Annotated in this window: 23 protein-coding genes; 11 read left to right on the forward strand and 12 right to left on the reverse strand. The window is 69.4% G+C overall.

Features of this window, described 5'->3' with window-relative positions; genetic code table 11:
• Window positions 1-77 precede the first annotated feature (77 nt).
• Entirely contained in the window at window positions 78-467 is a 390-nt protein-coding gene (locus AC1DH3_RS11305; protein WP_175322798.1) for a DUF3499 domain-containing protein, read from the reverse strand.
• A gap of 165 nt (window positions 468-632) precedes the next feature.
• On the opposite strand from AC1DH3_RS11305, the gene AC1DH3_RS11310 reads away from it, so the two are divergent.
• Window positions 633-1133 (forward strand): metallopeptidase family protein, encoded by a 501-nt coding sequence (locus tag AC1DH3_RS11310; protein ID WP_441418466.1) that lies wholly within the window; start codon window positions 633-635, stop codon window positions 1131-1133.
• A 30-nt stretch (window positions 1134-1163) separates the two neighbouring features.
• Here AC1DH3_RS11310 and AC1DH3_RS11315 read toward each other — a convergent pair whose 3' ends face one another.
• The 3 genes from AC1DH3_RS11315 to AC1DH3_RS11325 are packed head-to-tail and all read right to left on the reverse strand — an operon-like array spanning window position 1164 to window position 6899.
• The gene (locus tag AC1DH3_RS11315) at window positions 1164-2903 is read right to left on the reverse strand and encodes a DUF5719 family protein (RefSeq protein WP_476909345.1); all 1740 of its coding nucleotides are present in this window, start codon (window positions 2901-2903) and stop codon (window positions 1164-1166) included.
• Window positions 2896-6324 (reverse strand): glycosyltransferase family 2 protein, encoded by a 3429-nt coding sequence (locus AC1DH3_RS11320; protein WP_476909346.1) that lies wholly within the window; start codon window positions 6322-6324, stop codon window positions 2896-2898. Before AC1DH3_RS11320 ends, AC1DH3_RS11315 begins: the two co-directional genes overlap by 8 nt.
• Window positions 6325-6353: 29 nt before the next feature.
• A complete protein-coding gene (locus AC1DH3_RS11325) occupies window positions 6354-6899 on the reverse strand; it encodes a WhiB family transcriptional regulator (RefSeq protein WP_175322802.1) in 546 nt (181 codons plus the stop codon).
• Between the two features lie 371 nt (window positions 6900-7270).
• On the opposite strand from AC1DH3_RS11325, the gene AC1DH3_RS11330 reads away from it, so the two are divergent.
• Window positions 7271-7999: a TIGR03089 family protein gene (locus AC1DH3_RS11330; RefSeq protein WP_476909347.1), complete on the forward strand. Its 729-nt coding sequence runs from the start codon at window positions 7271-7273 to the stop codon at window positions 7997-7999.
• A 32-nt stretch (window positions 8000-8031) separates the two neighbouring features.
• Here AC1DH3_RS11330 and AC1DH3_RS11335 read toward each other — a convergent pair whose 3' ends face one another.
• On the reverse strand, window positions 8032-8604 hold the full coding sequence (locus AC1DH3_RS11335) for a GtrA family protein (RefSeq protein ID WP_476909348.1): 573 nt from the start codon (window positions 8602-8604) through the stop codon (window positions 8032-8034).
• A gap of 214 nt (window positions 8605-8818) precedes the next feature.
• Between AC1DH3_RS11335 and AC1DH3_RS11340 the strand changes: the two genes are divergently transcribed.
• From AC1DH3_RS11340 to AC1DH3_RS11360, 5 genes are all read left to right on the forward strand, one after another.
• Complete coding sequence (locus AC1DH3_RS11340; RefSeq protein ID WP_476893246.1) at window positions 8819-10012, forward strand: 5-(carboxyamino)imidazole ribonucleotide synthase; 1194 nt, start codon at window positions 8819-8821, stop codon at window positions 10010-10012.
• Between the two features lie 74 nt (window positions 10013-10086).
• Entirely contained in the window at window positions 10087-10611 is a 525-nt protein-coding gene (gene purE / locus AC1DH3_RS11345; protein ID WP_476893291.1) for a 5-(carboxyamino)imidazole ribonucleotide mutase, read from the forward strand.
• Window positions 10612-10622: 11 nt separating this feature from the next.
• Window positions 10623-12254 (forward strand): LCP family protein, encoded by a 1632-nt coding sequence (locus AC1DH3_RS11350; RefSeq protein ID WP_476909349.1) that lies wholly within the window; start codon window positions 10623-10625, stop codon window positions 12252-12254.
• Window positions 12255-12323: 69 nt separating this feature from the next.
• The gene (gene manA, locus AC1DH3_RS11355) at window positions 12324-13595 is read left to right on the forward strand and encodes a mannose-6-phosphate isomerase, class I (RefSeq protein ID WP_476909350.1); all 1272 of its coding nucleotides are present in this window, start codon (window positions 12324-12326) and stop codon (window positions 13593-13595) included.
• Window positions 13596-13598: 3 nt separating this feature from the next.
• Window positions 13599-14558, forward strand: coding sequence for a lipid II:glycine glycyltransferase FemX (locus tag AC1DH3_RS11360; RefSeq protein ID WP_476909351.1), 960 nt, complete (start codon window positions 13599-13601; stop codon window positions 14556-14558).
• A 2-nt stretch (window positions 14559-14560) separates the two neighbouring features.
• Here AC1DH3_RS11360 and galE read toward each other — a convergent pair whose 3' ends face one another.
• Window positions 14561-15535 (reverse strand): UDP-glucose 4-epimerase GalE, encoded by a 975-nt coding sequence (gene galE / locus AC1DH3_RS11365; RefSeq protein ID WP_441418475.1) that lies wholly within the window; start codon window positions 15533-15535, stop codon window positions 14561-14563.
• Window positions 15536-15650: 115 nt separating this feature from the next.
• A complete protein-coding gene (gene glpX / locus AC1DH3_RS11370; protein WP_175322845.1) occupies window positions 15651-16673 on the reverse strand; it encodes a class II fructose-bisphosphatase in 1023 nt (340 codons plus the stop codon).
• Between the two features lie 221 nt (window positions 16674-16894).
• Here glpX and AC1DH3_RS11375 point away from each other — a divergent pair, with 221 nt between their 5' ends.
• From AC1DH3_RS11375 to AC1DH3_RS11385, 3 genes are all read left to right on the forward strand, one after another.
• Complete coding sequence (locus AC1DH3_RS11375; protein WP_476893292.1) at window positions 16895-17575, forward strand: DUF4245 domain-containing protein; 681 nt, start codon at window positions 16895-16897, stop codon at window positions 17573-17575.
• A gap of 9 nt (window positions 17576-17584) precedes the next feature.
• Window positions 17585-18199: a carbonic anhydrase gene (locus AC1DH3_RS11380; RefSeq protein WP_441418476.1), complete on the forward strand. Its 615-nt coding sequence runs from the start codon at window positions 17585-17587 to the stop codon at window positions 18197-18199.
• A 64-nt stretch (window positions 18200-18263) separates the two neighbouring features.
• On the forward strand, window positions 18264-19700 hold the full coding sequence (locus AC1DH3_RS11385; RefSeq protein WP_476909352.1) for a class II fumarate hydratase: 1437 nt from the start codon (window positions 18264-18266) through the stop codon (window positions 19698-19700).
• 115 nt (window positions 19701-19815) lie between these two features.
• On the opposite strand, the gene AC1DH3_RS11390 is transcribed toward AC1DH3_RS11385, so the two are convergent.
• From AC1DH3_RS11390 to AC1DH3_RS11400, 3 genes are all read right to left on the reverse strand, one after another.
• The gene (locus AC1DH3_RS11390; protein ID WP_476909353.1) at window positions 19816-20484 is read right to left on the reverse strand and encodes a VWA domain-containing protein; all 669 of its coding nucleotides are present in this window, start codon (window positions 20482-20484) and stop codon (window positions 19816-19818) included.
• Between the two features lie 125 nt (window positions 20485-20609).
• Window positions 20610-21080, reverse strand: coding sequence for an NUDIX hydrolase (locus AC1DH3_RS11395; RefSeq protein ID WP_441418479.1), 471 nt, complete (start codon window positions 21078-21080; stop codon window positions 20610-20612).
• Window positions 21081-21089: 9 nt separating this feature from the next.
• On the reverse strand, window positions 21090-21656 hold the full coding sequence (locus tag AC1DH3_RS11400; protein WP_476909354.1) for a prepilin peptidase: 567 nt from the start codon (window positions 21654-21656) through the stop codon (window positions 21090-21092).
• A gap of 96 nt (window positions 21657-21752) precedes the next feature.
• Between AC1DH3_RS11400 and AC1DH3_RS11405 the strand changes: the two genes are divergently transcribed.
• Window positions 21753-22400, forward strand: a complete 648-nt coding sequence (locus AC1DH3_RS11405) for a GNAT family N-acetyltransferase (RefSeq protein ID WP_476909355.1) — start codon at window positions 21753-21755, stop codon at window positions 22398-22400.
• Between the two features lie 209 nt (window positions 22401-22609).
• On the opposite strand, the gene AC1DH3_RS11410 is transcribed toward AC1DH3_RS11405, so the two are convergent.
• Both AC1DH3_RS11410 and AC1DH3_RS11415 read right to left on the reverse strand, forming a co-directional pair.
• Window positions 22610-24052, reverse strand: a complete 1443-nt coding sequence (locus tag AC1DH3_RS11410; RefSeq protein WP_441418482.1) for a PhoH family protein — start codon at window positions 24050-24052, stop codon at window positions 22610-22612.
• 235 nt (window positions 24053-24287) lie between these two features.
• On the reverse strand, window positions 24288-25049 hold the full coding sequence (locus AC1DH3_RS11415; RefSeq protein ID WP_346959534.1) for an isoprenyl transferase: 762 nt from the start codon (window positions 25047-25049) through the stop codon (window positions 24288-24290).
• Window positions 25050-25241 lie beyond the last annotated feature (192 nt).

The raw sequence follows: 25241 nt of genomic DNA on the forward strand, positions 1-25241 counted from the left end.
AGGCTCCCTGGGGGCGACGCCGCTGGCGCCGGTGGCGTACGGAAATTTCAGTTCCCAGCCTACCGCCAGTTCGCGGCTCAGGAGGGTTCGCGCAGGACGCGCAGGTGCCCGCGGCGCGTACCGTCGGCGGCGGCCGGGGCTTCGAGGGCCGGATGCGCGGCACGCTGGCCCTGGGCGGGCTCTGCGGCTGCGGGCCGGGCTGCGGCCTCGCGGACCGCATGGGCAAGGGCCAGCAGGTCATCGGGCCCGGGACCGGCCGGAGTGGCCGGCATCGCGAGCCTCAGGACTTCCCAGCCCCGCGGCACGGTCAGGGTGCCGGCGTGTTGTTCGCAAAGGTCGTAGCAGTGCGGCTCGGCGTAGGTGGCCAGCGGGCCGAGCACCGCGGTGGAGTCGGCATACACGTACGTCAAAGTAGCCACCGCCGAATTGCGGCAGGCTGACCTTGAACACTGACGAATTGCACCCACGACATCACAGACTACTCCCCCACCTGCCCGCTCCCGCGCATTGAAACGCCCGTCCGGCCCCGGGACGCTGCGCCCAGGGCGGCCGACGGCGTCGGGCGGGCTCCGACGGCGGGTCGCGGCGGCCGCCATATCGCAGAAATCAGGCGCCGGGTTTAGAGTCAAGATATGCAGTCATCGCACCATGATCCCGGCTTTACGGTCCGGTTGGCTGACCCCGGCGACGGCGGCGCCGCCAAGGGGAAGAGCTTCCGGCAACGCCGCAGGAACCGGCACGGCCGCGGCCTGCGCGGCGAGCTGATGCTCCCGACGCTGCCCGGCTACCGGACACGTTCGGACCGCTTCGATGACTTTGTCCTGGATTCGGCCCAGCGCCTGCACGATATCTGGGGCAAGCCGCTGGACGGGGTCCGTTTTGCGGTCGAGGAAATCCCGCCCGGACTCGAGAAACTCGTAGCCGACGGCACCCCGGCGCCGATGGGCTCCTACACACCGGCGACGGCGGAGGAGGGCCCCGTGATCACACTTTACCGGAGGGTTGTCGAGCAGGCCTGCGGCAGCCGCGACGAACTCCAGGACCTCGTGCATGACGTGGTGGTGGAGCGTACCGCGGAGATGCTCGGCGTCCCGCCCGAGTCGCTGGACCCGGTGTACCGCCGCCGCTATTAGGCCGCCGTTGCTGGGCGCCGGCCGTCGCGGTTAGTACCCGAGGGTGACCGGGATCTGTTCCTGGCCGGCCGCCCCGGGGAGGACCGGGATGCTGGCGATGTCGGACCTGCCGCCCTGCTGCAGCATGACGGCCCCGTAGGCCGCATCCCCCGCCGCCGAGACCAGGTACCCCACCAGCGGCGAGCCACCCACGTCCCCGGGAATTCTGACGGAGGCGGTGGTTCCGCCGGCAATGTCCATTGTGGCCGCGGCCCGGACCTTGCCGTCGGCAGTGATCGGCGTGTACGAAATCTTGGCGCGGCCTTCCGGCGCGCCGAACATCAGGAACCGCTCGCCCGTCCGGGGCACCGGAACGACGTGCTGGCTTCCGAGCCTCGCCGAAGACGGCGCCCAGGCCAAATCGGCGGCTTCATCGGCCTTGAGCCCACGGGTGACCCGGGCCGCGGCGGCGAAGGAAACGTCCGAGCTGGCCGCCACCGTGTAGTGCCCCGCCGGGACGCCCGCCAGGGAGACCTCGGTGACGGCGCCCGACTTGGCGGTGACTACGCCGCCGCCGGGCAGGGCCTTTTGGCCGTCGCGCCCGAATAGTTTCACTTCCACCACGGCGTCCGCGGCGCCGGGGACGGTGATCTGCAGGGCAGGTTTGGCGTCGGCAAAGCCGGTTTTGGCGGCCAGCGCCGCCAGGGCGTCCGGGTTCTGGATATCAATGCCGGAGATGACCTGGCGGGTCGCGGGGGCCGTTCCCGGCGAAATGAAATCCACCCCGCCGGGGGTCAGCCCGCGCAGCACGCTTTGCTGGATGACGGCTGCGACGGGGCCGCCGGTGCTGCGCACCCGCACGCTCAGCTGGTCCTGCCCGGGCGCCAGGCCGGCCAGGATGATGGACCGGGTGCTGCCCGGCGCGACCAGCAGCCCGCGGCTGCCGGGGGCCTGGATGGGGCCTTTGGCGCCGAAGAGATCCAGGCTGACGGTAGCCGGCGTCCCGGAGGCGTTGTTGAGGTTCAGCACGGCGGTCCGTCCGAGGGCGGTGTTCGCCCCGACCAGCCACAGGTCGTTGGCCGGACGCTGGCAGGCGGCGGCAGCCGTGCCGCGCAGATCCCCGTCCGTGGCCGTGTAGCTCATCACGGCCCCGGCAGAGGGCTGCTGGTTTCCCTGGGCATCCGCGCTGAGCACACTGACGCCGTCGACAGCGCGCTGCGGCACCACGCCGGCCCGCAGCGCCGAAGGGTCGCCCGGGGCGGGGCTTGCGGCAGGCCCCGCGGTGGCAGGGGTGGCCTTGGCAAGTTCCACCAGCCGGCTGCCGGCCAGCGCGGCGAGCCGGCTTCCGGGAAGTGCGCCGGTGCTGGAGCTGATGACGACGGCGTTGACCGCGCTCTTGGCGGTCGCCGATTCCGGACTGAACTGCGGGTCGGTGCCGACGGGCGTGCCTTCGAGCAGCCGTGCAGGTCCGGGGCAGATGCCCACGCTGCTGCCGGCCGGAACCGCGGCCAGCGGCGCCTCCAGCGGCCGGCTGCCGGTGACCTGCGGGGTGAGTGCGGCTGCCGCGACCAGCCCGCCGCCGGCGGCGACGAGCACTGCGGCGGAGAGAACTCCGCCGACGGCCCCCGAGAGGCTCTTCAGCCGGGCCAACGCGGTAACCCCGGTGTGGGCCGTGTCCGGCTGGGCGCCGCGTGCGCTTCTGTCCCGCCGGCTCCCAACCGCCGGTGTCTGGGGCTGCTTGGCCGGTTCGGGCCGTTCCGGAGGCGTTGGGGCCCCATGGTTGTCATGCATGCTGATGTTCCTTACGCAGGGAGCCTTCGTCCCTGGAGAGCCCGGTGTTCGGGCGGCGGGCAGGCATCGGAATGGCCAGCAGGATTGTCAGGCCGATCACGACGGCCTGGACGATTCCGGTCCAGAGGGCCCACGGGTTTTCGTAGCGGATGCTGAGCTGGCCGCCCTGGGCCGGCAGGGTAAACGCCTGCGCCCAGTCGGCGGTGGTGGCGGTCAGGCGCCGGCCATCGAGCCAGGCGCTCCAGCCCGGATCGGCGCGGTCGGCGAGGACCACCAGCCGGCCTTCGGGCCCGGCAGGCACGGCCGCGTCGGCGCCGACCACCCCGGCGGGCAGCAGCCCGACGGTGGTGCCGGCAGCGTTGACGACGCGCACGCGGTGCGCGACGTCGGCGGCCTTGGCAGCCGTCTCGTTCAGCGGGCTGATCCGCCACAACCAGCCGACGTCGGTCTGGCCGACGGCCACGAGGCCGGGAACGGCGTCCATCCGGCTGGCCGTCAGTTCCGCCGAGCTGTCGCTGGCCTCCAGGACGACGAACCCGACGCCGAGCTGCTCGAGCTGCCGGCGGGGGTCCACGCCCTGGCCGGCGGCAATCGTGGCGACCACGCTGCGCAGGGAAGCCGCGACGGCGTCGTCGTCCCGGACCGTTTCCTTGCCCGGCTCGCCCATCACCTGACGGGCGGAGGCCACGGCGGACAGCTCGTCCAGCCTGGTACCGTCGCCCCGCATGAGCGCGGCCGCGAACGTTCCGTCCTCCTTGGCGGAGAGGACCAGGGTCCGGGTCTGTTCCGGTCCCTCGCCGCGGTCGATGGCCGTCGCCGGGAGCGTGCGGGCCTTGCTGGCCTGGACCAGCCGGCGGGTGCCGAGCGCACCATTGCCATGGTCAGCGTTGGTGTCCGCATCCGCCCCCGCGATGCTGCCGGCGGCGGCATCTGACGCGTCCCCGCCCGGGGCGGCCGCGGCGGCCGGAGGCGGGTCGGACTGCAGCACGTTGTGCGCGGCCCACGCGGCGAGCCCGGCCAGGGGCCCGGCGAGCAGGAGCACCGTTGCGGCGACGGCGGTGCCCCGGATGAGGATTTTGCGAACCAAAAACGCCCGGCCCGGCGCGGCCGTAGCGGTCGCGTCTGCGGCGTCGAGGACGGCTTCGGCGCCGAGCAGCGCCGCCCCCAGCAGCGCGAACGCCGCCGCCGATACCGTCGGCCCGGTGAAAGGGGAGACCAGAACGTCGGCGCTGGCGCCGGTGGCGACGTGCCCGGCCAGCCAGCCGCCCGCCAGCATCAGCACGGCGGCGGCCCAGAAACTGCGGGCCAGCCGCGGCCGCCGGCCCGTGCCGCGCCGGCCCGGGAGGAACAGCGCGGTGAGGGCCAGCAGCAGGAGGGGCAGGCCGAGCAGCAGTGCCAGCAGCAGCGCCCACGGCACGGCCCCCGGCCCGAAGACCGTCAGTCCGGCCAGGCCGGCGCCGGACTCGAACCGCAGCGGCTGCCCCAGCGCCTGCTGCCAGAGCGGCGCGGCATCGAAGCCCAGCGGCAGGCCCGGGTCGGCCAGCAGGGCCCGCGGCCGGTCCAGGGCAGAGAGGGCAAAGGGAAGGAACAGGGCAAGGCTGGGAAGCAGCGACCACCAGACGGTCCGCCCACGGCCTCGCAGCAGCACGCCGCACAGTATGACGACGGTGAAGGAGGGCAGCAGCAGCGACGGCGCCGCCGCGGTAACGACTGCCAGCGCCAGTCCCGCCGCGGCCGCCGCGGTCCAGGACGGCGTGCCGTTGATTCCGGGCTTGACGGGAGGCGCCTCGGTGAAGCGCCGCTCGCCCGGCGCGGGGACGGCGTAGCGTCCGCGGCCCGGCACGGAGCCGGTGGCGCGGAGCAGGGCCAGGACTAGCAACGGCATCATCACGTGCGCAATGAGCGCGCCGAGGCGGCCCTGGTTGAGTGCCACCTGGAGGGCGGGAGCGCCGGCCCAGATGAGCGCGGCAACAAGACGCAGCCTGCGCCGGCGCGTCAGGGCGCCGGCGGCGAACCAGGCCCCCAGCGCGGACAACGGCATGGCCAGCACCAGCAGCCAGGCCACGGCGCCGTTGGTGTTGCCGGCGCCAATGACGCCCAGCCCCCAGAGCACGTAGCCGAACGGGTCGCCGTGGCCCGGCAGGCCGGCACCGAGGGCAATCCACCAGCCAGAGGCATGGTTCCAGATGTCGCCGAGGCGGGCCGAGACCGGGATCAGCGCCCCGCCGGTGACGGCGTCGGCGCGGAACAGGCTCAGCAGGCCGATCAGGGAGGCTGCGGCGGTGAGCAGCAGCGCCAGCAGGGCGCCGTTTCCCGCCCAGCCGCGCCCGGTGGTGTCCAGGGCGGCGAAGTCGTCGGCGGAATCACCGCTGGGCTGTTCGGCCAGCGGGTCGTGCCTGGACGACGCCTCGGTATCGTCGGATCCGAGCGCCTCCATCAGCGAACGCCGGTGCGCCCAGACCTCGCGCCGCGGCGTCTGCAGCCCCTTGATGACGGAGCGGCGGATGCGCCGTGTGCGGGCCGCGTTGCGCCGGCCGCGGTACACGGCCGCGGGCCTCCCGAGGGCGCCAAGGGTTGCCAGCAGCTGGGAGAATCCGTGGCCGGGGTCCTTGACGGCGATGCTGAGGACAAGTTTGAAGAGGCTGCCCAGCAGGGCGCCGACGGCGTGCAGCGAAACCTTCCAGGCCGAGGCGTGCTTGAGCCGCAGGTGGACCTGGGCCTTGCGGGCCGCCGTCGCGTTGCCCTGGGCGTGCGGCCGGTGCGACACGTGGAAGATCCGGGCGCTCGGGACCACCACTACGCGGTGGCCGGCGAGCCGGTTGCGCCAGCAGAAGTCGACGTCGTCGCCGCTGCCCGGAAGGGCAGGGTCGAAGCCGCGGAGCTCCTCCCAGACGTCGCGGCGCACCAGCATGCCGGCCGAGTTGACGGCGAAGGTGTCGCTGCGGCCGTCGTACTGGCCCTGGTCGAGTTCGTCGGCTTCGATGAGCGTCAGGCGCTCGGCCCAGCGGCTGGTGGAAAGTCCGACGTCGATCAGCCGTCGGCCGGCGTGCCAGTCCAGCTGCTTGCAGCCGGCCACGGTGACCGATGGCGCCCGCTCCACGGCGTGCAGGAGCTCGGCGAGGGCCTCGGGAGCCGGCGCGGCGTCGTCGTGCAGCAACCAGATCCATTCGGAGGCGGCGTGCCCGGCGTCCCCGCGCCAGGGCGCGAGCGCCTTCAGTCCGGCCTGGACGGCACCGCCCATACCGGTCCTGGCTTGGTCGAAGACGGTGACGCTGGCTTTGCCGAGCGCCTGCTCAAGCAGTGCCGCCGAGTGGTCGCGTGATCCGGTGTCGATCCCGATGGCTGCATCCGCTGGACGGGTCTGCGCCGCCAATGCCGCCAGGGTCCTGGGGAGATAGTCACCGCCATTGTGGGCTACCACAACGGCGGTGACTCGTACTTCTTGAAGAATTAGACTGCCCGCTTCCTAAGCCGGCGGCGTTCCCGCTCGGAGAGGCCGCCCCAGATGCCGAAGCGCTCGTCGTTGGACAAGGCGTACTCCAGGCACTGTGAGCGTACATTGCATGCACCGCACACCTTCTTGGCGTCGCGGGTGGAGCCTCCCTTTTCAGGGAAGAAGGCCTCCGGGTCGGTCTGCGCGCAGAGTGCGTCTGTCTGCCATCCGAGCTCGCCTTCGTCATCGAAGTCCTGCCGGGACGGCAACCCGATCCACACCGGCTGGGCGGTGGTTCCGGAGTGCAGGGTCTGCAGTTCCATTGGCGGGTCGAGCGGATCATTGTCCTGCTCCGGATTCCCCGCCAGAAGTGCTTCATGGGCTGCGAGGAAGGCCGTGGCCTGGTCCTGCAGCGAATCCTGGGTGTGTTCGTTGTACCGCTCCGCGGCGTCCGGATCGGCCGGGTCGACGTACCAGTCACTCGGCACCCCGCGTGAACGGTATTTTGCCGTCGCCTGGCCGGCGACAACTTCATCTTCATGGATACGCTCTGCAAGCCCCATTGGCGTTCCCTCTCTGATTTTGCAGCCTTTGCCTGACCCTCGGACACTCGGTTGTGTGCCGCCTGATGCGCATTGGCTTTCGATACCTAATTACACGCGTGTAAGTATCCGGGAGTCAAGCCGCAGCGGAGATAATAATCAATTCCCGTCAGAATGCCGGGGCACGCCACGCCCGGGAGTTTTCGCGCTCCGTCCGCCCGCTGGCAAGGAATTGACAGCCTGCTGACCACTTTCTTGTGCTTTTTCTGCGATTCTCCTGCGTTTACGCTGATTTTCCGGCGCCGCCCTCCACCGCCCTGCCGCCCTCCGGGACGGGTCCCCGTTCCGGCTGTGACCGAGATCACGCCCCGCCGCCGTGGCAAGATGAGGGCATGAGCATCCCGGCAATCGAACTGATGACAGCCTTGCGATCCGGCCAGTCGACCTCGCCCCGGTTGACCTGGTACGGGCCCGACGCCGAACGCGTGGAACTCTCCGGCCGGGTGCTGGACAACTGGGTGGCCAAGACCAGCAATCTCTTGCAGGACGAGTTGGACGCCGAGCCGGGAACGCGGTTGAGACTGGATCTGCCGGCGCACTGGAAATCCGTGGTGCTCGCGCTGGCCGCCTGGCAGCTCGGCATGGAGGTGGTGCTCGACGCCGCGGAAGCCGAGCTGCTCGCCACCGCGGATCCGGGGCCGGCGGCCGCGGAAGGTGCGTTCGACGCCGTCGTGGCGGTCGCGCTGCCGGCGCTGGCGATGCGCTGGCTGGGCGAGTTGCCTTCCGGCGTCGTGGACTACGCCGCCGAGGTGCGCTCCCATGGCGACTTCTTCATGCCGCACGTGGACCCGGAAGCCGGCCGCCGGGCCGTGCAGGGTGCTGCGGGCGGGGCGTACAGCCACGCCGAGCTGCTGCAGGGTTTTGCCGCCCCGGCGAAGGCCCCTGCGGCGGAGTCCGCGGAGGGCGGGGAGCGGTTGCTGGTCCGGGGCGCCGAGGGCCTCGAATCGGTCCTGGCGCAGTCCCTCGGGGCGTGGCAGCGCGATGGTTCCGTGGTGCTGGTGCACCCGGACGTTGCGGTGACCGACCGGCTGCTCAGTGACGAGCGCGTCAGCCGGAGCTGACCCGGGCCGGCCTTGTCAGCGGAGGGACCGGATCAGCGGTGGTCGGGTTCGGCTCCGGGAACGTCCGGGTCCTGGAGGCCCTGCCCGGGAACCCTGACGGCGTCCTGGCCGTGCGGGTGCCGCTCGATGATTTCGTGGTCGTGCGAGAACTCCGGCTCGTCGTCGAGTTCCTTGTTGAAAACCAGGAAGCGGTAGGCGAAGAACCGCACCACCGTGGCGACGAGGATGCCGACGATGCCGGCGGAGAAAAGCATGTTCTTGTCCGTGATGCCCATGCCGTACTTGGCGAGGGCGGTGAGGCCGGTGGAGATGCCGATGCCAATGCCGTTGATGAGGACGAACATGGCGAATTCACGCAGCACGTTTTCCTGGCGCCGGTGGCGGAAGGTCCAGAAGCGGTTCGCGATCCAGGAGAAGATCGTGGCGACCGTTGCGCCGACGAAGCGGGCCTTCGCCTCACTGTCGGACATGGCGCCGTGCATCAGGTAGTACGTCAGGCCGTTGTCGATGATGAAGGCGACACCGCCGACGGCGCCGAACTTGGCCACTTCGCGCCAGAAGAGCGAGGCAAGCCCACGCGCACGATCTGCAAGTGTGTTAATCATGACCCTCCATGGCCGTTTGAATCTGGTGGAATCTGGCGGCCACATGGCCAACGGCCCATTTTAGCGCCGTTTCCCGGGTGTGCGCCCCCAGCCGGCCCCAATCCGCGGCGGCGCCCGGCAAACCGCGCCGAAAATGCCGCTGTTTAGAGGGCTGTTTGGGCGGCCCGGGCGTGCGAAGGCCGGTTCCGCGCAGGTGTTCGGTAGGCTGGGAGATGTGACTTTTCCTGTAATCGGTGTGGTTGGCGGCGGCCAGCTTGCCCGCATGATGGCCCCTGCCGCGACAGCCCTCGGCTTCGAACTCCGTGTCCTCGCCGAGGCTGAGGACGTCTCCGCCGTCGCGGCCGTGGCCAAGGCCCCGGTCGGCGACTACACGGACCTTGACCACCTGCTGGAGTTCTCCCGCGGCCTGGACGTGCTGACCTTTGACCATGAGCATGTCCCCACCGGGCACCTGCGCGCCCTGATCGAGGCCGGCGTCAACGTCCACCCGGGCCCGGATGCCCTCGTCAACGCCCAGGACAAGCTGGTGATGCGCGCAGCGATCGACCGGCTGGAGCTTCCCAACCCGCGCTGGGCCGCCGTGGCGGACGTGCAGGATCTGGTTGCCTTCGGGGACGACGCCGGCTGGCCGGTGGTGCTCAAGACGCCGCGGGGCGGCTACGACGGCAAGGGCGTGCGGATCGTCGCCTCCGCCGACGAAGCCGCGGACGCGGCCGACTGGTTCGAGGCGATGAGCCCGCTGCTGGCCGAGGCCAAAGTGGAGTTCAGCCGTGAACTCTCGGCCATGGTTGCGCGGACGCCCGACGGCGAATCCCGGGCCTGGCCGGTGGTCCACACCGTCCAGGTCGACGGCGTCTGCGACGAAGTCATCGCCCCCGCCCTGGACATCCCGCTGGAGGTTGCCGCCGCGGCCGAGGACGCCGCCGTCCGGATCGCCAACGAGCTCGGCGTCACCGGCGTCATGGCCGTGGAGATGTTCGAAACCCCCGGGGTCGGCGCCGGCTTCCTGATCAATGAACTCGCCATGCGTCCGCACAACACCGGCCACTGGACGCAGGACGGCTCGGTCACGAGCCAGTTCGAACAGCACCTGCGCGCCATCCTGAACCTGCCGCTGGGAGCCACCGACCTGCTGGGACCTGTGGTGGTCATGAAGAATTTCCTCGGCGGCGCGAACCAGAACCTGTTCTCCGCCTACCCCGCGGCCCTCGCGAGTGAGCCGGCCGCCAAAGTCCACTGCTACGGCAAGGCCGTGCGGCCTGGCCGGAAAATCGGGCACGTCAATCTGGTCGGGGCCTCTGCCGCCGACGTCGACTCCGTCCGGCAGCGGGCCGCGACTGTCGCCAACATCATCCGGGACGGACGGGCGCATGCCGCCGCCCCGGGGAACCCCGAGGAGAACGCGTGAACGCCAGCACCGAAGCACAAGACTCCATTTCCCGGAACTCCAACAACGGGGCCGCCCCGATTGTGGGCCTCGTGATGGGGTCCGACTCCGACTGGCCCGTGATGGAGGCCGCCGCCGAGGCGCTGGCCGAATTCGGTATCCCCTTCGAAGCCGACGTCGTCTCCGCCCACCGCATGCCCACCGAGATGATCCGCTACGGGCAGACCGCGCATGAACGCGGCCTGCGCGTGATCATCGCCGGCGCCGGCGGCGCAGCACACCTCCCCGGCATGCTCGCCTCCGTGACTCCCCTGCCCGTGATTGGCGTGCCCGTGCCGCTGAAGACCCTGGACGGGATGGACTCGCTGCTGTCCATCGTTCAGATGCCCGCCGGTGTGCCGGTGGCCACGGTCTCGATCGCCGGCGCCCGCAACGCCGGGTTGCTCGCGGTCCGGATGCTGGCCTCGGGCACGGATGCCCTCGCGGACCAGCTGCGGTCCGAACTGGTGCAGTTTGCCCAGGAACTCAACGACGCCGCCACCCGGAAGGGTGCGAACCTGCGCAGCAAGGTGGCCGAAGTCTTCTCGGACGAAAACAGCGTCACGCGGGGCGGCCGGTAGGGGTCCAGCACATGAGCCAAGGTTTCGCCGCTGCGCGGGAAAAGTCGCAGCCGCCACGGAGTGCCCTGACGGACCCGGTCCGCTACCCCTCCGGAGCGGCGTCGCCGGTCCTGGCCAAGCGCGCCTTCCTGCTGATCCTGATGACGCTGCTGGTCCCCGGCAGCGCCCAGACCGTCGCGGGCAACCGCCGGCTGGGGCGGTTCGCGCTCCGCGTCACCCTGACCGCATGGGCCCTGGTCATCGCGGCCCTGGTCCTGCTGGTGGTGTCCCGCCCGACGCTGATCAACTTCATCGCCAATCCCGCCACCTCGCTGGTGCTGGTCATCGTGCTTGCGCTGCTCGCCCTCGGCTGGGCGGCCCTGTTCCTGAATACGCTGCGCCTGGTCCGCCCGGTGCTGCTTGAGACCGGGACGCGCACCGCCGTCGTCGCCACCTTGATGCTGGCCATGCTGCTCAGCAGCGGCAGCCTGGGCTACGCGGCGTACCTGCTGAACGTCGGCCGGGACGCGATCGGCACGATCTTCGCCAACGGCCCGGCCATGGAGCCGTCCGAGGGCCGCTACAACTTCCTGATGATGGGCGGCGACGCCGGGGCGGACCGCACCGGCCGCCGCCCGGACAGCCTGTCCGTGATCAGCGTGGACGCCAAGACCGGCAAGGCGGCGATCATCTCCATCCCCCGCAACCTCCAGAACGCGCAGTTCAGCGAGCGCTCCCCGATGCGGAAGATCTACCCGGACGGCTACGACTGCGGCAATGAGTGCCTCATCAACGCCATCAACACCGAGGTCACCAACAAGTACAAGGATCTTTACCCCGGCGTGCAGGACCCGGGCGCCCAAGCCACCCTCGAGGCGGTTTCCGGCACCCTCGGTATCAAGGTCCAGGCCTATGTGCTGGTGGACATGGACGGCTTCGCCAAACTCATCGACGCCATGGGCGGCATCCGGATCAAGGCCGGCGGGTGGGTCCCGATCAGCGGCCCCACCATCGACGAAGCCAACGGAATCCACGGCATGCCGCTGGGCTGGATCCCGGCCGGCGACAACAAGCTCGACGGATATCACGCCCTCTGGTACGGCCGCTCCCGCGAATTCGTGGACGATTACGCCCGGATCGCCCGCCAGCAGTGCGTCCAGCAGGCGATGCTCAAGCAGATGGATCCCGCGACGCTGCTCGCCAAATTCGAGGGGATCGTCAAGGCGGGCACCAAGGTGGTCGACTCCAACATTTCCGCCAGCCAGCTCGGCAGTTTCGTGGACCTCGCGATGAAGTCCAAGGGGCAGCCCGTAAGCCGGCTGACGATCGGGCCGCCAGACTTCGACGCCTCCTTCTCCACGGTGCCGGACTTCAACAAGATCCACCAGGCGGTGGACAAGTTGCTCGGCCCCGCTCCCGCGGCCGGGGCAGCCGACGACTCCATCCGCCAGCCTGCCCTGGTGCCCGGACCGCTCTCCGCGGCCGGAGCGCTCTCCGCCACCGAGCCTTCGCCGTCGCCGTCGTCGTCGGACTTCACCCCCGTGACCACGACGCCGGAGGGCGAGCCGATCACGGAGAAAATGCTCAACGACTTCAAACGCAACGGCGATGAGCAGTCCATCCGCAACCTGGTAGCCACCAACGGCCAGTGCGCGCCACTCTAGGTCCGGACGGTTGTTCCGTCCCTCCAGCAGGTTCCAACCAACAGCTCGCCATGAGCAGATAGGTATTCCGTGTACGAACTTGAGAACGTCCTCCGGCCCTACGCCTGGGGGTCGACCACCGCGATCGCCGGTCTGCTCGGCCGGCCGGCCTCCGGCGGCCCGGAGGCCGAGCTCTGGATTGGCGCCCACCCGGACTCCCCGTCGCTGGCAGTCACCGCAGCAGCCGCCGACGGCGACGGCGACGGCGGCCGGCTGGCCCTGGACGAGCTGATCGCCAGCGACCCGGAGCACCATCTGGGCGGCGACAGCGTGGCCCGCTTCGGTCCCCGGCTGCCGTTCCTGCTCAAGGTTCTTGCCGCCGAACGCCCGCTGTCCCTGCAGGTGCATCCGACGCTGGAGCAGGCGCGGGCCGGGTTCGCCCGCGAGGAGGCTGCCGGCGTCGACCGGGCCGCCACGGAGCGGAACTACAAGGACGACAACCACAAGCCGGAGATGATTTTCGCCCTGACGCCGTTCGAGGCCCTCTGCGGGTTCCGGCCGGCGGCAGAGTCGCGGGCCGTGTTCCTGCACCTGGTGCAGTGCCTTGAGGTCGCGGGCCTGGACGTCCCGGCCCTGCTCCCCCGGCTGCTTGAAGACCTGGCCCGGTCCGACGAACCGGCGGCCCTTAGGGCAGCCTTCGAGCGGCTGATCGCCGGCGGCGAGGACGTCGCCGCCGCGACGGCCGCCGTCGTCGCCGCGCTGGTCTCCGGCGCGCCCATGGCATCGCACGGGGCGGAGCTGACCACGGTGGTGAACCTCAACCAGGACTACCCCGGGGATCCCGGCGTGCTGATCTCGCTGCTGCTGAACCGGATTTCCCTCGCCCCCGGCGAGGCCGTGTATCTGCCCGCCGGCAATGTGCACGCGTACCTGCACGGGCTCGGCATCGAGGTGATGGCGTCCTCGGACAACGTGCTGCGCGGCGGGCTGACACCGAAATTCGTGGACGTGCCGGAACTGCTGAAGACGATCGCCTTCGAGGCCGTCGGCGTGCCGGCGCTCAGCGCGGAGACGACGATGCTCGGCCAGGAGATCTATCGGCCGCCGTTCCAGGAATTCGCGCTGCAGCGGGTGGAACTGCGCCCCGGCGCGGAACCCGTGCCGCTGGCGCAGGCCGGCGCCGCGGTCATCATCGTGGTGTCCGGCGCAATCCTGCTGGACTCCCCCAAGGGCGATCTGCAGCTGGAGCGGGGCGCTTCGGCATTCCTCCCGGCCGCCGAGGCGCCGGTCAACGTGCACCCCGTCGCGGGTGCCACCGGGCCCGCCGTGGCCTTTGCCGTCTCTACCGGAATGAAGGCCTGAACCGTGGATTACTTCCTGCAGGGCCCGCACTGGGCCGACGTCCAGCGCGCCCTGGGCCGCACCGTGCACGAGCAGGCTGGGGAGGGCTGGCGTTTCCTCGCCGTCGAGGAACGCAACCCAGCCGGGAAGGTGCTGTACGTGCCGTACGGGCCGCTGGCCGAGTCCCTAGCCGCCTTCGACGCCGCGCTGGAGTCCCTGACGGCGCTGGCGCAACGGTGCGGGGCGGTGTGCATCCGGCTGGAACCGGTCAGCGCCGGGTTCGCGGCCGCCGACGCCGGCACCGTGCTGCGCAGCCGCGGCCTGCGGCCCGCGCCGGCGAACCTGCAGCCCGAACTGAGCTGGATCGTGGACCTGGACCGCGACTTCAAGGACGTCCTGGCGGACATGAAGCCGGTCAACCGCAACCTGTACCGCAACATCCATAAGAAGGGTGTGACCTTCCGGTCCAGCCAGGATCCCGCGGAGATTTCCGTGCTGCTGGACTTCCTGCACCTGACCGCCGCACGCAACGGCTTCAAGCCGCAAAGTGACGAGTACCTGACCCAGGTTGCACGTTCGCTGATGCCGGCCGGCGCCGCCACGCTCTTCATCGCCGAACTCGAGGGCAAGCCGATCGCTGCGGCCGTGGCCTACGACTCCGCGGACACCCGCACCTATGCGCACGCCGCCCTGGATGACACGCACCGGAAGCTCAGCGCGGGTATTCCGCTGCTGGTCACGCTGATGGCCGATGCCAAGGACAAGGGCCTGGCGCACGTGGACCTCTGGGGCGTGGCCCCCGCGGACCAGCCCGACCATAAGTGGGCCGGATTCACGGCGTTCAAGAAATCCTTCGGCGGCCGTGAAATCGCGTACCCCGGAACCTGGGACATGCCGGTGAAGAAGGTCCGCTACGGCGCGTACCAGCTCGCCCGCAAGGCCGCCCAGCTCCTCAAGGGCCTGCGCGCCAGGCTCAATAAGTAGCGCTAGCTTCCGGCCGAAACCGCGCGTTTCTGCGCCTCGTAGGCGCTGGCGACCATCTCCTCAACAGAGTGGCGCATCTTCCAGTCAAGGTCTCGGCCGGCCAGGGTCCCGTCGGCGACGATCCGGTCGGGATCCCCGGGCCGGCGCGGCCCGATCTCCGGCTCGAAGTCGATGCCGGTCACTTGAGCCATGGCCGTCATGATCTGCCGGACCGACAGGCCGTCGCCGGATCCGAGGTTGTAGACACGCTCCAGTGTCCGGCCAGCAGCGAGGGCCTGGGCCGCGGCCACGTGGGACGACGCGAGGTCGGCGACGTGGACGTAGTCGCGCACGCAGGTGCCGTCCTCGGTGTTGTAGTCGGTGCCGTAGATCTTCGGGGTCTTCCCCGACGTCAGCGCCCGCAGCACGATCGGGAAAAGGTTGTGCGGGCTCGTGTCGTAAAGCTCGGGTGATCCGGAGCCGACGACGTTGAAGTAACGCAGCGAGGTGTGCTGCAGTCCCCGGGCCCGTCCCTGGTCCCGGATGAGCCACTCGCCAATGAGCTTGCTCTCGCCGTACGGGGATTCCGGCCGGGTGGGCGTGTCCTCGGTGACGATGTCCCCGGAGGGGGTGCCATACGTGGCTGCGGAGGAAGAGAACACCAGTTTGTCGACTCCGGCGAGCTCCATCGCCTTAAGCAGTTCCGCCGTTCCGGTGACGTTTTGCTCATATGTGAGCAGCGGCTCCTGCACGGAGACACCGGCGTACTTGAAGCCGGCGAGGTGGATCACCCCGGTCACGCCGTGATCGAGCATGGTGCGGGCCATCAGCTCGGCATCGAGGATGTTCCCGTGCACAAAGGGCACGTCGTCCGGGACGAATTCCCGGTGCCCGCTGGACAGTGAATCCACCACCACCGATGGCATCGACGCCGCGCGCAAAGCCGCGACCACATGGGAACCGATATATCCTGCGCCGCCAGTAACAAGCCAAGTCATGGCTCCACCCTATCCAATGCCGGCGAAAGCCCGGCAAGCCGACGTCGGGCTGCCGCACAAATAAGAGATCCCGGGACGCAGGGCGCGTCCCGGGATCTCTTGAGTGCCGCTGGTGCTAGCTCTTGCGGGCGTAGCCTTCCCACTTGCTGGCCTGGTGCTCGCCGTCCACGAAGCGGATGGTGCCCGACTTGGAGCGCATCACGATGGACTGGGTGAGGACCTTGTCCTTGGAGTAGCGGACACCCTTGAGCAGGTCGCCGTCGGTGATGCCGGTAGCCGCGAAGTAGCAGTTGTCGCTGGAGACCAGGTCGTTGGTGGAGAGCACCCGGTCCAGGTCATGTCCGGCGTCGATGGCCTTTTGCTTCTCTTCGTCGCTGGTGGGCCAGAGCCGGCCCTGGATGACGCCGCCGAGGGACTTGATGGCGCAGGCGGCGACGATCCCTTCCGGCGTTCCGCCGATGCCCATCAGGGCGTCGACGCCGGTACCGGCACGGGCCGCGGCGATGGCGCCGGCGACGTCGCCGTCCATGATGAACTTCGTGCGGGCGCCGGCCTCGCGGATTTCCTCGACCAGCGGGCGGTGCCGGTCCCGGTCCAGGATCATCACGTTGAGCTGGTTGACCTTGACGCCCTTGGCCTTGGCGATCAGATGCAGGTTCTGCTTCACCGGCAGGCGCAGGTCCACCATGTCGGCGGCTTCCGGACCGGTGACGAGCTTCTCCATGTAGAACACGGCGGAGGGGTCGAACATGGAGCCGCGCTCGGCCACGGCCAGGACGGCCAGGGCGTTGTTGATGCCGAGGGCGGTCAGCCGGGTTCCGTCGATCGGGTCGACGGCGACGTCGCACTCGGGGCCGGTGCCGTCGCCGACACGCTCGCCGTTGAACAGCATCGGGGCTTCGTCTTTTTCGCCCTCACCGATGACCACGACGCCGTTGAAGTGGACGGTCTGCAGGAAGGAGCGCATGGCGTCGACGGCGGCGCCGTCGGCCTTGTTCTTGTCGCCAAAACCGACCCAGTGGCCGCCGGCGATGGCCGCGGCCTCCGTGACGCGGACCAGCTCCAAGGCAAGGTTGCGGTCAGGCTCGTCGATGCCGACGGCGAGCGACGGGGAAAGCGTGGAGTACTTCTGGGTCATGGACGCTGGTGACACGTGAACCTCTTCTTCGAGTGGCGATCATTGAACCCGCGGCATCCGGTCTCCGGCCACCGCGGTGATTCGTCTGGTACTGATCATAGTCGCGGCGGCCTCCATCGGTCATGGAATGACCAAACCGTGAACCTGCCCGGATTCGGCAGGCGCCCTCCCGCCGAATGTGAGATCGGTCCGGAATGGGCGACTATAGAGGGGTGAATGAATTGCAGGACACGTCGCCCGAGGCCCCCGGATCGCCCTCCGTTGGTGCAACGCCGGACGGCGAAAGCGCCGCCGGCGAACAGCCCGTCAAGCCCGTCATCCGCGCCGCAGCGGCAAAGCGGGCCAACGCCTCGGTGATCGGCATGATCATCGCGCTGGCCCTCAGCATTGGCGCGTTCCTGCCGGTGGTCTTGATGAACCCTTCGCCCAAGAGCGATGGGTACCGTCCGGACATCAACGTCAGCGCCATCGCGCAAAACGCCGCGGGTGTGGCGGGATTCACACCGGTAACCCCGGAAACCGGCGACACATTCCGCTCGAACTACGCCCGCTGGGAGTCCGGTTCCGGCAGTGGCGTGGCCACCTGGGAGGTCGGCTACCTGACGCCCAAGGAGTCCTTCATCGGGCTGGTTCAGACCCGGCAGGCCAACCCGACCTGGCTGCTGCAGCAGACGAAAAACGCGCCGGTGACCGGGACGCGGACCGCCGGCGGCCGCGACTGGCAGCTGCGCGACACCGGCAAGGGCGAGAAGTCCATGGTGCTCGATTACCGCGGGACCACAGTGATCCTGACCGGGCCCGCGCAGCTGGAAGAATTCTCGGTGCTCGCCGCGGCGGTTGTTAAGTCGCTGGAAGGTAACGCGGCAGCCACGGTTTCCCCCTCGGCCACCCCGGCGTCGTAAGGTAGGGCCGTGGCTACTTACCTGACTCCCGCCCTCGCCTGGCGCCGCCTGCGCGAAGGCAATGACCGTTTCGTCGCCGGCGAATCCTCGCACCCGAACCAGGACGCCTCGCGGCGGTCCTCCCTGGTGGAGAACCAGCATCCGTTCGCCGTCATCTTCGGCTGCGCCGACTCGCGCCTGGCCGCCGAAATCATCTTCGACCTGGGCCTCGGCGACGCGTTCGTCGTCCGGACCGCGGGCCAGGTGATCGACGACGCCGTGCTCGGCTCGCTCGAATACAGCATCAGCGTGCTCGGTGTGCCGCTGATCGTGGTCCTTGGCCACGACAGCTGCGGTGCCGTCATCGCCACCAAGGACGCCGTGGAGACCGGCCAGATGCCGGTTGGTTTCATGCGGAGCCTGGTCGAACGGATCACGCCGTCGGTGCTGACCTCGCTGCGCAACGACCAGCACGAGGTCAACGACATGGTGGTGGAGAACGTCAAGCAGACCTCGCAGCGCCTGGTGGACAGCTCCCGGGTGATTTCCGACGCCGTCGGAAGCGGCCGTGCCGCCGTGATCGGGCTTGCGTACAGCCTCGCCGAGGGCCGGGCAGACCTCGTCTCCGGGATCGGTGAGCTCTAGGAGCCTCGTTTCAGTGCCGGTTCATGGTTTTCGGTGCGACGCTTGGGCGGAATAAGCTAGGCCCATGACTTCCACAGCAGACTTGAACACTGAAGAATTCCGCATTGAACACGACACGATGGGCGAAGTCCGCGTTCCCGTGAACGCCCTGTACCGGGCACAGACGCAGCGCGCGGTCGAGAACTTCCCGATCTCCGGCAAGACCTTGGAGCGCGCCCACATCGAGGCCCTCGCCCGTGTCAAGAAGGCTGCAGCCCAGGCGAACGCAGAGCTGGGAGTGCTCGACGGCGAGCTTGCCCAGGCGATTGCGGACGCCGCCGATGAGGTTGCCGCCGGCAAGTACGACGGCGACTTCCCGATCGACGTCTTCCAGACCGGTTCCGGAACCTCCTCGAACATGAACACCAACGAGGTCATCGCCGAGCTGGCGTCCCGCGCGCTCAAGGCAGCCGGCAGCGACAAGGTGGTTCACCCGAACGACCACGTCAACGCCTCGCAGTCCTCCAACGATGTCTTCCCGACCTCGGTCCACGTGGCTGCCACCTCGGCGCTGATCAACGACCTGATCCCGGCGCTGGGCTACCTCGCCGACTCGCTGGACCGCAAGGCCGTCGAGTTCAAGGACGTGGTGAAGTCCGGCCGCACGCACCTCATGGACGCCACCCCCGTCACCCTCGGCCAGGAGTTCGGCGGCTACGCCGCGCAGGTCCGCTACGGCATCGAACGCATCAACGCCTCCCTCCCCCGCGTCGCCGAGGTCCCGCTGGGCGGCACCGCCGTCGGCACCGGCATCAACACCCCGGCAGGCTTCCCGGAGCGCGTCATCGAACTCCTCGCCGCCGACACCGGCCTGCCGCTGACCGAGGCCCGCGACCACTTCGAGGCCCAGGCAAACCGCGACGGCCTGATCGAAGCGTCCAGCCAGCTGCGCAACATCGCGATCTCCTTCATGAAGATCAACAACGACCTCCGCTGGATGGGCTCCGGCCCCAACACCGGCCTCGGCGAAATCGCGATCCCGGACCTGCAGCCCGGCTCCTCGATCATGCCCGGCAAGGTCAACCCGGTCATCTGCGAGGCCTCCATCATGGTCTGCGCCCAGGTCATCGGCAATGACACCGCCATCGCCTGGTCCGGCACCAACGGCGCCTTCGAACTGAACGTCGGCATCCCCGTGATGGCCGCCAACCTGCTCGAATCCGTGCGCCTGCTGGCCAACACCAGCCGCGTCATGGCGGACAAGATGATCGATGGCATCACCGCCAACGTGGAGCGCGCCCGCTTCCTCGCCGAAGCCTCGCCGTCCATTGTCACGCCGCTGAACAAGTTCATCGGCTACGAGAACGCCGCCAAGATCGCCAAGAAGGCAGTCGCCGAGGGCCTGACCATCCGCGAGACCGTCGTGGCCATGGGCTTCCTGGAGCGCGGCGAGCTGACCGAAGAGCAGCTCGACACCGCCCTGGACGTCATGTCCATGACGCGTCCGCCGCACAAGGCCTAGTCGCCAGGCTCCGCGGCCCGTAGCGTCCGACGGCGGCCGGCACCTTCCCAGCGGAAGGCGCCGGCCGCCGTCGTGCGTTTAGCCGGCACGGCGCTCATCCAAAAGGCGGGCGGTGCTACTCCAGCGGCACCTCTCCTCCCGCGGCGCGGCGTTCCTCCGCGGTGTAGGCAGAGTAGGCAGCGGCTTCGTCCAGGCTGGCACCCGCCATGCGGGCTTCCCGGAGCCGCCGGGTCTTGGCGGACTGGCCGGAGAAGGCGGCGTCCACGTTGCCGGCCGCGTACGTCAGGGCGTCCTCGGCCCGGATGCCCAGCCCGTGCGCCGTCAGGACGGCGTCCTGGTTGGCTCCAAGGTAGGTGAACTGCCAGCCCCACTGGTGCTGCTGGCGTTCGACCAGGGCCTTGACCATGGCACCGCTGGCCTCGCGTGAGGCATTTTCGTGGCCGTCGGTGAGCACCGCCACGAGCACGGTGCCCGGGCGCTCCGGTTCGGGCAGCGCCGCCAGCTCAGCGCCGGCCTCCCCGATCAGCCGGACCATGGCGTCGTGCAGGGCCGTGCTGCCGCGCGGCTGGAGCACCAGCGGCGGAACGTCCCGGATGTCCACCGCGGCGTAGACCCGCTCGTAGACGTCGTCGAACTGCGCCAGCGAAAGCTTGCATCGTCCCGCCACCGCCTGCTGCTCGCGGACGAAAGCCGCGAAGCCTCCCACGGTGTCATCGGCGATGGAGCTCATGGAACCGGAGCGGTCCAGGAGGACATAAACGTGCGTCAGTGCTGAATCTGTCATGCTTCCCCGTTTCCGGCCCGGGCGTGCCCGGGCCACTGTCGCCAGCTGGGAGAGCTGGATGGAAGCAGGCTATGGCCGGGCTGTGACAATCATGTCCGCGGTCCGGCCGGGCGGACCGGCCTACGTCAGCTCCGGAAGTGCGCCGCGCCGTCCGGATCCCGGGCTTGTTCGATCGATTCCAGATGCCCGGGCATCAGCTCGGGGAATTCTTCGGGCCGGAACCAGCCCACGGCGAGGGATTCGTCGTCGTTGACGCGCGCCTCCCCGGAGACATAACGGCAGCGGAACACCAGCGTCAGGAAGTGGCAGACGTCGCCATTCGGGTAGGTGGTGGGACCGACGGCGTCCACCGAGACCAGCCTCTCGGCAACGGCCACCACGCCGGTTTCCTCCAGGACTTCGCGCAGCAGGCCCGGCGCGGGCTCCTCGCCCGGTTCCAGGATCCCGGTGATCAGGCCCCACCGGCCATTGTCGGCGCGCTGGCCGAGCAGGACCCGGCCGGCGTCGTCGAAGACCACGGCGCAGGCGCCGGGAATCCAGAGGGGCTCCTGGCCGATCTTCTCACGCAGTTTCAGGATGAATTCAGGGGTGGCCATCCCGCCAGCCTAACCTCCGGGCAGCAGCATCGCGGCCGCAGTCCCGGCCAACATGAAGGGGCCGAACGGAATGTCCGACTTCAGCGTTCCGCGCCGCGAAACGAGCAACGCCATACTCCAGAGTCCGCCGAACAGGAACGCCGCAAACGTTCCGGCAAAGACCTGCCCCCAGCCGAGGAACCCGAGGTACATGCCCAGCACGCCGGCGAGCTTGACGTCGCCAAAGCCCATCCCCGGCGGATAGACGGCCCGCAGGATGAAATAGAACAGCCAGAGGACTGCCCCGCCGGCCACGACCCGGAGCCCCGGCACGCCGAACAGCCCGGCCCCGCCGTCCTGCGCTGACGCCGACGCTGCGGCCGGGACCCCCGCCACCGCCTGCGCCGCGGCAGCGCCGACCAGGAGCACGCCCGCGACCGCGTAGGAGGGAAAGATGATCCGGTTGGGCAGCAAGTGGTGCCGCACGTCGATGACCGTCAGCCGGGCGGCCATGACGGCGAAGTACGCGCACGCCAGCAGCGCCAGCCAGAAGGCCAGCGGGGCGGCACCCCCAAGTTCGCCGAGTCGATGGATCACCCTCGGATGCTACTGGATTTTGCCGTGTCCGTGCCGCTCCCCGCCGGGGTCGGCGTGTGACTGGCGGCCACCGCGCCCCGCCGTTAGGCTTCCGGGATGACTGCGCCCGACTCCTACTGGCCCCCGTTCGCCCTCTCGCTGGCCACGCCCCGCCTCACGCTCCGGCCCATCCGCGACGAGGACATCCCGGCCGCGGTGCAGGCAGCCCTGAGCGGCGTCCACGAACCAGGCCGCAGCCCCTTCAGCCGGCCTTGGGCGGAAATGCCGGCCCGGGAGCTCGGCCCGAACATGGCGCAGTGGTACTGGCGCTGCCGCGGGAATATGTCCCCGCAGGAATGGACCCTGCTGCTGGGCGTCTGGCACGACGGCGAGTTCGTCGGCTGCCAGGACGTCGAAGCCAAAGACTTCGCCACCCTGAAGGCGGTCAGCACCGGCTCCTGGCTCCGACAAAGCGTCCAGGGCCGCGGACTGGGCAAGGAAATGCGGGCCGCCGTCGCCCTCTACGCCTTTGACTGGCTCGGCGCCGAAGTCGCCGAATCCGAGGCGGCGGCCTGGAACCAGCGGTCGCTCGGCGTCTCCCGCTCCCTCGGCTACGAGCTCAACGGCATCACCCGCGCCAACTGGGGCGGCGAACTCCAGGACTCCCAACGGGTCCGCCTCACCCCCGCCACCTTCAAACGCCCCGACTGGACCCTGGAAGTCCAAGGCCACGACCCCACCGCGAAGTTCCTGGGCATCGGATAACCCGAGGCGAATTTGCGGCCCCGCGCAGATGGGAAGCTCGCCAGCCGCGCCGCGGGCCTTTCGCGTAGTCGCGCATCGCGGCACATCGGCCCCCCAGAGGTCGCCCGCGACCGTCGGGGCCGATGGGACGTGTCTAAGCGACGGCGAAAGGGCCGTGGCGGGCGAACCCGACCACGGCCCCAAACCCAGGCGAGCTGAAATCGACAGAGCTAGATCTCCGCCCCCTCGAGCATGTCCGTCACCAACGCAGCGATCGGCGAGCGCTCGGAACGGGTGAGGGTGATGTGGCCGAAGAGCGGGTGGCCCTTGAGGGTTTCGACGACGGCTGCCACGCCGTCGTGCCGTCCCACCCGGAGGTTGTCGCGCTGGGCGACGTCGTGGGTCAGCACGATTTTGGAGTTCTGGCCGATCCGGCTCATCACGGTGAGCAGGACGTTCTTCTCGAGGGATTGCGCCTCGTCCACGATCACGAACGCGTCGTGGAGTGAACGCCCGCGGATGTGCGTGAGCGGCATGACTTCGAGCATGCCGCGGTCCATGACCTCCTCCACCACTTCCTCGCTGACCAACGCGCCCAGGGTGTCGAAGACGGCCTGCGCCCAGGGGTTCATCTTCTCGGACTCGGAGCCGGGCAGGTAGCCGAGTTCCTGGCCGCCGACGGCGTAGAGCGGCCGGAACACGATTACCTTGCGGTGCTCCCGCCGTTCCAGGACGGCTTCCAGGCCGGCGCACAGGGCCAGCGCGGACTTGCCGGTGCCGGCCCGCCCGCCGAGGGACACGATGCCCACGGACGGGTCCATCAGCAGGTCGATCGCGAGCCGCTGCTCGGCCGAGCGTCCGTGCAGGCCAAAGACGTCCCGGTCCCCCTTGACCAGGCGGACCTGCTTGTCGGCTCCGACCCGGCCCAGGGCGGAGCCGCGGTTGGAGAGAAGCACCAGGCCGGTGTTCACCGGAAGTTCGGCCGCGGCCGGGATGAAGACCGGTTCGTGGCCGTAGAGCGTGGCCAGCTCGTCCTCGGCGGCGTCGATCTCGGCGATGCCGGTCCAGCCGGAGTCCTTGACGAGCTCATTGCGGTATTCGTCGGCGAGCAGCCCCATGGCGGAGGCCTTGACCCGCATCGGCAGGTCCTTGGACACCACGGTCACGTCGCGGCCCTCGTTGGCGAGGCTCTTGGCGACGGCGAGGATCCGGCTGTCGTTGTCGCCGCCGCGGAATCCGGCCGGGAGCACCTCGGCAGAGATGTGGTTCATCTCGACCATCAGGGTGCCGCCGTCGTTGCCCAGCGGGATCGCGCGGTCCAGGCCGCCGTGCTCCACCCGGAGGTCGTCGAGCAGGCGCAGCGCCTTGCGGGCGAAGTAGCCCAGTTCCGGGTCGTGCCGCTTGCCTTCAAGCTCGGTGATGACAACGATCGGCAGGATCACCTCATGCTCGGCGAAGCGCAGCAGCGCCCGCGGGTCCGAAAGCAGCACGGAGGTGTCGATCACGTAGCTTCGGGCGGCCTCCCGGCTTGCTGTTCCTTCCCCGGAAACAGCAAGACCGGCCGCAGCGTCGGAATGCGCTGCGCCGGTCTTGGAAGTGGCTCGCTTGGCGCGAGAGGCAGCTTTCTTGCCCTGGTCGGAAATGACGCCGGGCAGTTCTGCAGAAATAGCCACATCGACTCCAGCCCCGGGCCGCTGGCCCGGAATTGTTATTGGTGAGGCGGCTCGGCCTCGAGGCCGGACGCGGCCTCCCATACATCCGGTGCGAACTTCCGCTCCATGTACTGGCCTCCCCGATCAGCCGGCGGTTTGCCCGCTGATGGGATTAACGTACGTCCATGGCCCGCGCATTGCCGATCTATTTTTCGGCGATTCTTGAATACATCAGGTGAAGCCCGGATGAACCGTGTCAGGAACCGAAGCGGCGCTGCCGGCCGGCGTAGTCGCGCAGCGCGCGGAGGAAGTCCACCTTGCGGAACGCCGGCCACAGGGCCTCGCAGAAGTAGAACTCGCTGTAGGCGCTTTGCCACATCAGGAAGCCGGACAGCCGCTGCTCCCCGGAGGTGCGGATCACGAGGTCGGGGTCGGGCTGGCCGCGGGTGTAGAGGAAACGCGAGATGTCGTCGACGCTGAGTTCGTCGGCCAGCTTGCCGATGTCGGCGCCGCGGGCGACGGCGTCGTGCAGCAGTTCGCGGACGGCGTCGACGATCTCCCGGCGGCCGCCGTAGCCGACGGCGACATTGACGTGGATCTTTTCGTGCACGGGGGTGCGGGCCGTGAGCTTGTTGAGCCGCTCGGCGAGGTAGTCCGGCAGCAGTTCCGGGGCGCCCATGGCGTGCACCGAGATGTCGGCGTCTTCGTCGAGGCGGTCCAGGGTGTTGGCGATGATGCCCATCAGCAGGTCCAGCTCTTCGCCGGAGCGGTTCATGTTGTCCGTGGAGAGCATGTAGAGCGTGACGACTTTGATCCCCAGCTCCTGGCACCAGCCGAGGAATTCGTGGATCTTGTCCGCGCCGGCCTGGTGGCCCTGGCTGGTGGGGGCGTTGAACTGCCGGGCCCAGCGCCTGTTGCCGTCGACCATGACGCCGATGTGCTTGGGGACGCGCTCCGGGTCAAGGGACCGCTGGAGGCTGCGCTCGTAGAAGCCATACAGGAACCCGGGCAGTTCCATCCGGAGATTCACCTGGCTTCCTTGAGGTCTGACGTCAGTGCATTCCTAGGCTACCCGCCGGAGGGCAGGTACCGCGCACACCGCGGTCGCGATTTTCCTCCGCGGACCTTGTTACCCGCGGGTAACTTACCGGACCGTAGGTTATTATTGCCGCATGGAGAGCACCAGTCCGGAGCCCGGATCCGAGCGGTC

It is taken from the genome of Arthrobacter sp. 05L428 (genome assembly GCF_056397665.1).

Coding starts and splice junctions, on each gene's coding strand:
- purE (WP_476893291.1), top strand. CDS start 10,087: ATGGGGTCCGACTCCGACTGGCCCGTGATGGAGGCCGCCGCCGAGGCG.
- AC1DH3_RS11310 (WP_441418466.1), top strand. CDS start 633: ATGCAGTCATCGCACCATGATCCCGGCTTTACGGTCCGGTTGGCTGAC.
- AC1DH3_RS11390 (WP_476909353.1), bottom strand. CDS start 20,484: ATGACAGATTCAGCACTGACGCACGTTTATGTCCTCCTGGACCGCTCC.
- glpX (WP_175322845.1), bottom strand. CDS start 16,673: ATGACCCAGAAGTACTCCACGCTTTCCCCGTCGCTCGCCGTCGGCATC.
- galE (WP_441418475.1), bottom strand. CDS start 15,535: ATGACTTGGCTTGTTACTGGCGGCGCAGGATATATCGGTTCCCATGTG.
- AC1DH3_RS11405 (WP_476909355.1), top strand. CDS start 21,753: ATGACTGCGCCCGACTCCTACTGGCCCCCGTTCGCCCTCTCGCTGGCC.
- AC1DH3_RS11385 (WP_476909352.1), top strand. CDS start 18,264: ATGACTTCCACAGCAGACTTGAACACTGAAGAATTCCGCATTGAACAC.
- AC1DH3_RS11350 (WP_476909349.1), top strand. CDS start 10,623: ATGAGCCAAGGTTTCGCCGCTGCGCGGGAAAAGTCGCAGCCGCCACGG.
- AC1DH3_RS11315 (WP_476909345.1), bottom strand. CDS start 2,903: ATGCATGACAACCATGGGGCCCCAACGCCTCCGGAACGGCCCGAACCG.
- AC1DH3_RS11325 (WP_175322802.1), bottom strand. CDS start 6,899: ATGGGGCTTGCAGAGCGTATCCATGAAGATGAAGTTGTCGCCGGCCAG.
- AC1DH3_RS11330 (WP_476909347.1), top strand. CDS start 7,271: ATGAGCATCCCGGCAATCGAACTGATGACAGCCTTGCGATCCGGCCAG.
- AC1DH3_RS11395 (WP_441418479.1), bottom strand. CDS start 21,080: ATGGCCACCCCTGAATTCATCCTGAAACTGCGTGAGAAGATCGGCCAG.
- AC1DH3_RS11415 (WP_346959534.1), bottom strand. CDS start 25,049: ATGGAACTGCCCGGGTTCCTGTATGGCTTCTACGAGCGCAGCCTCCAG.
- AC1DH3_RS11335 (WP_476909348.1), bottom strand. CDS start 8,604: ATGATTAACACACTTGCAGATCGTGCGCGTGGGCTTGCCTCGCTCTTC.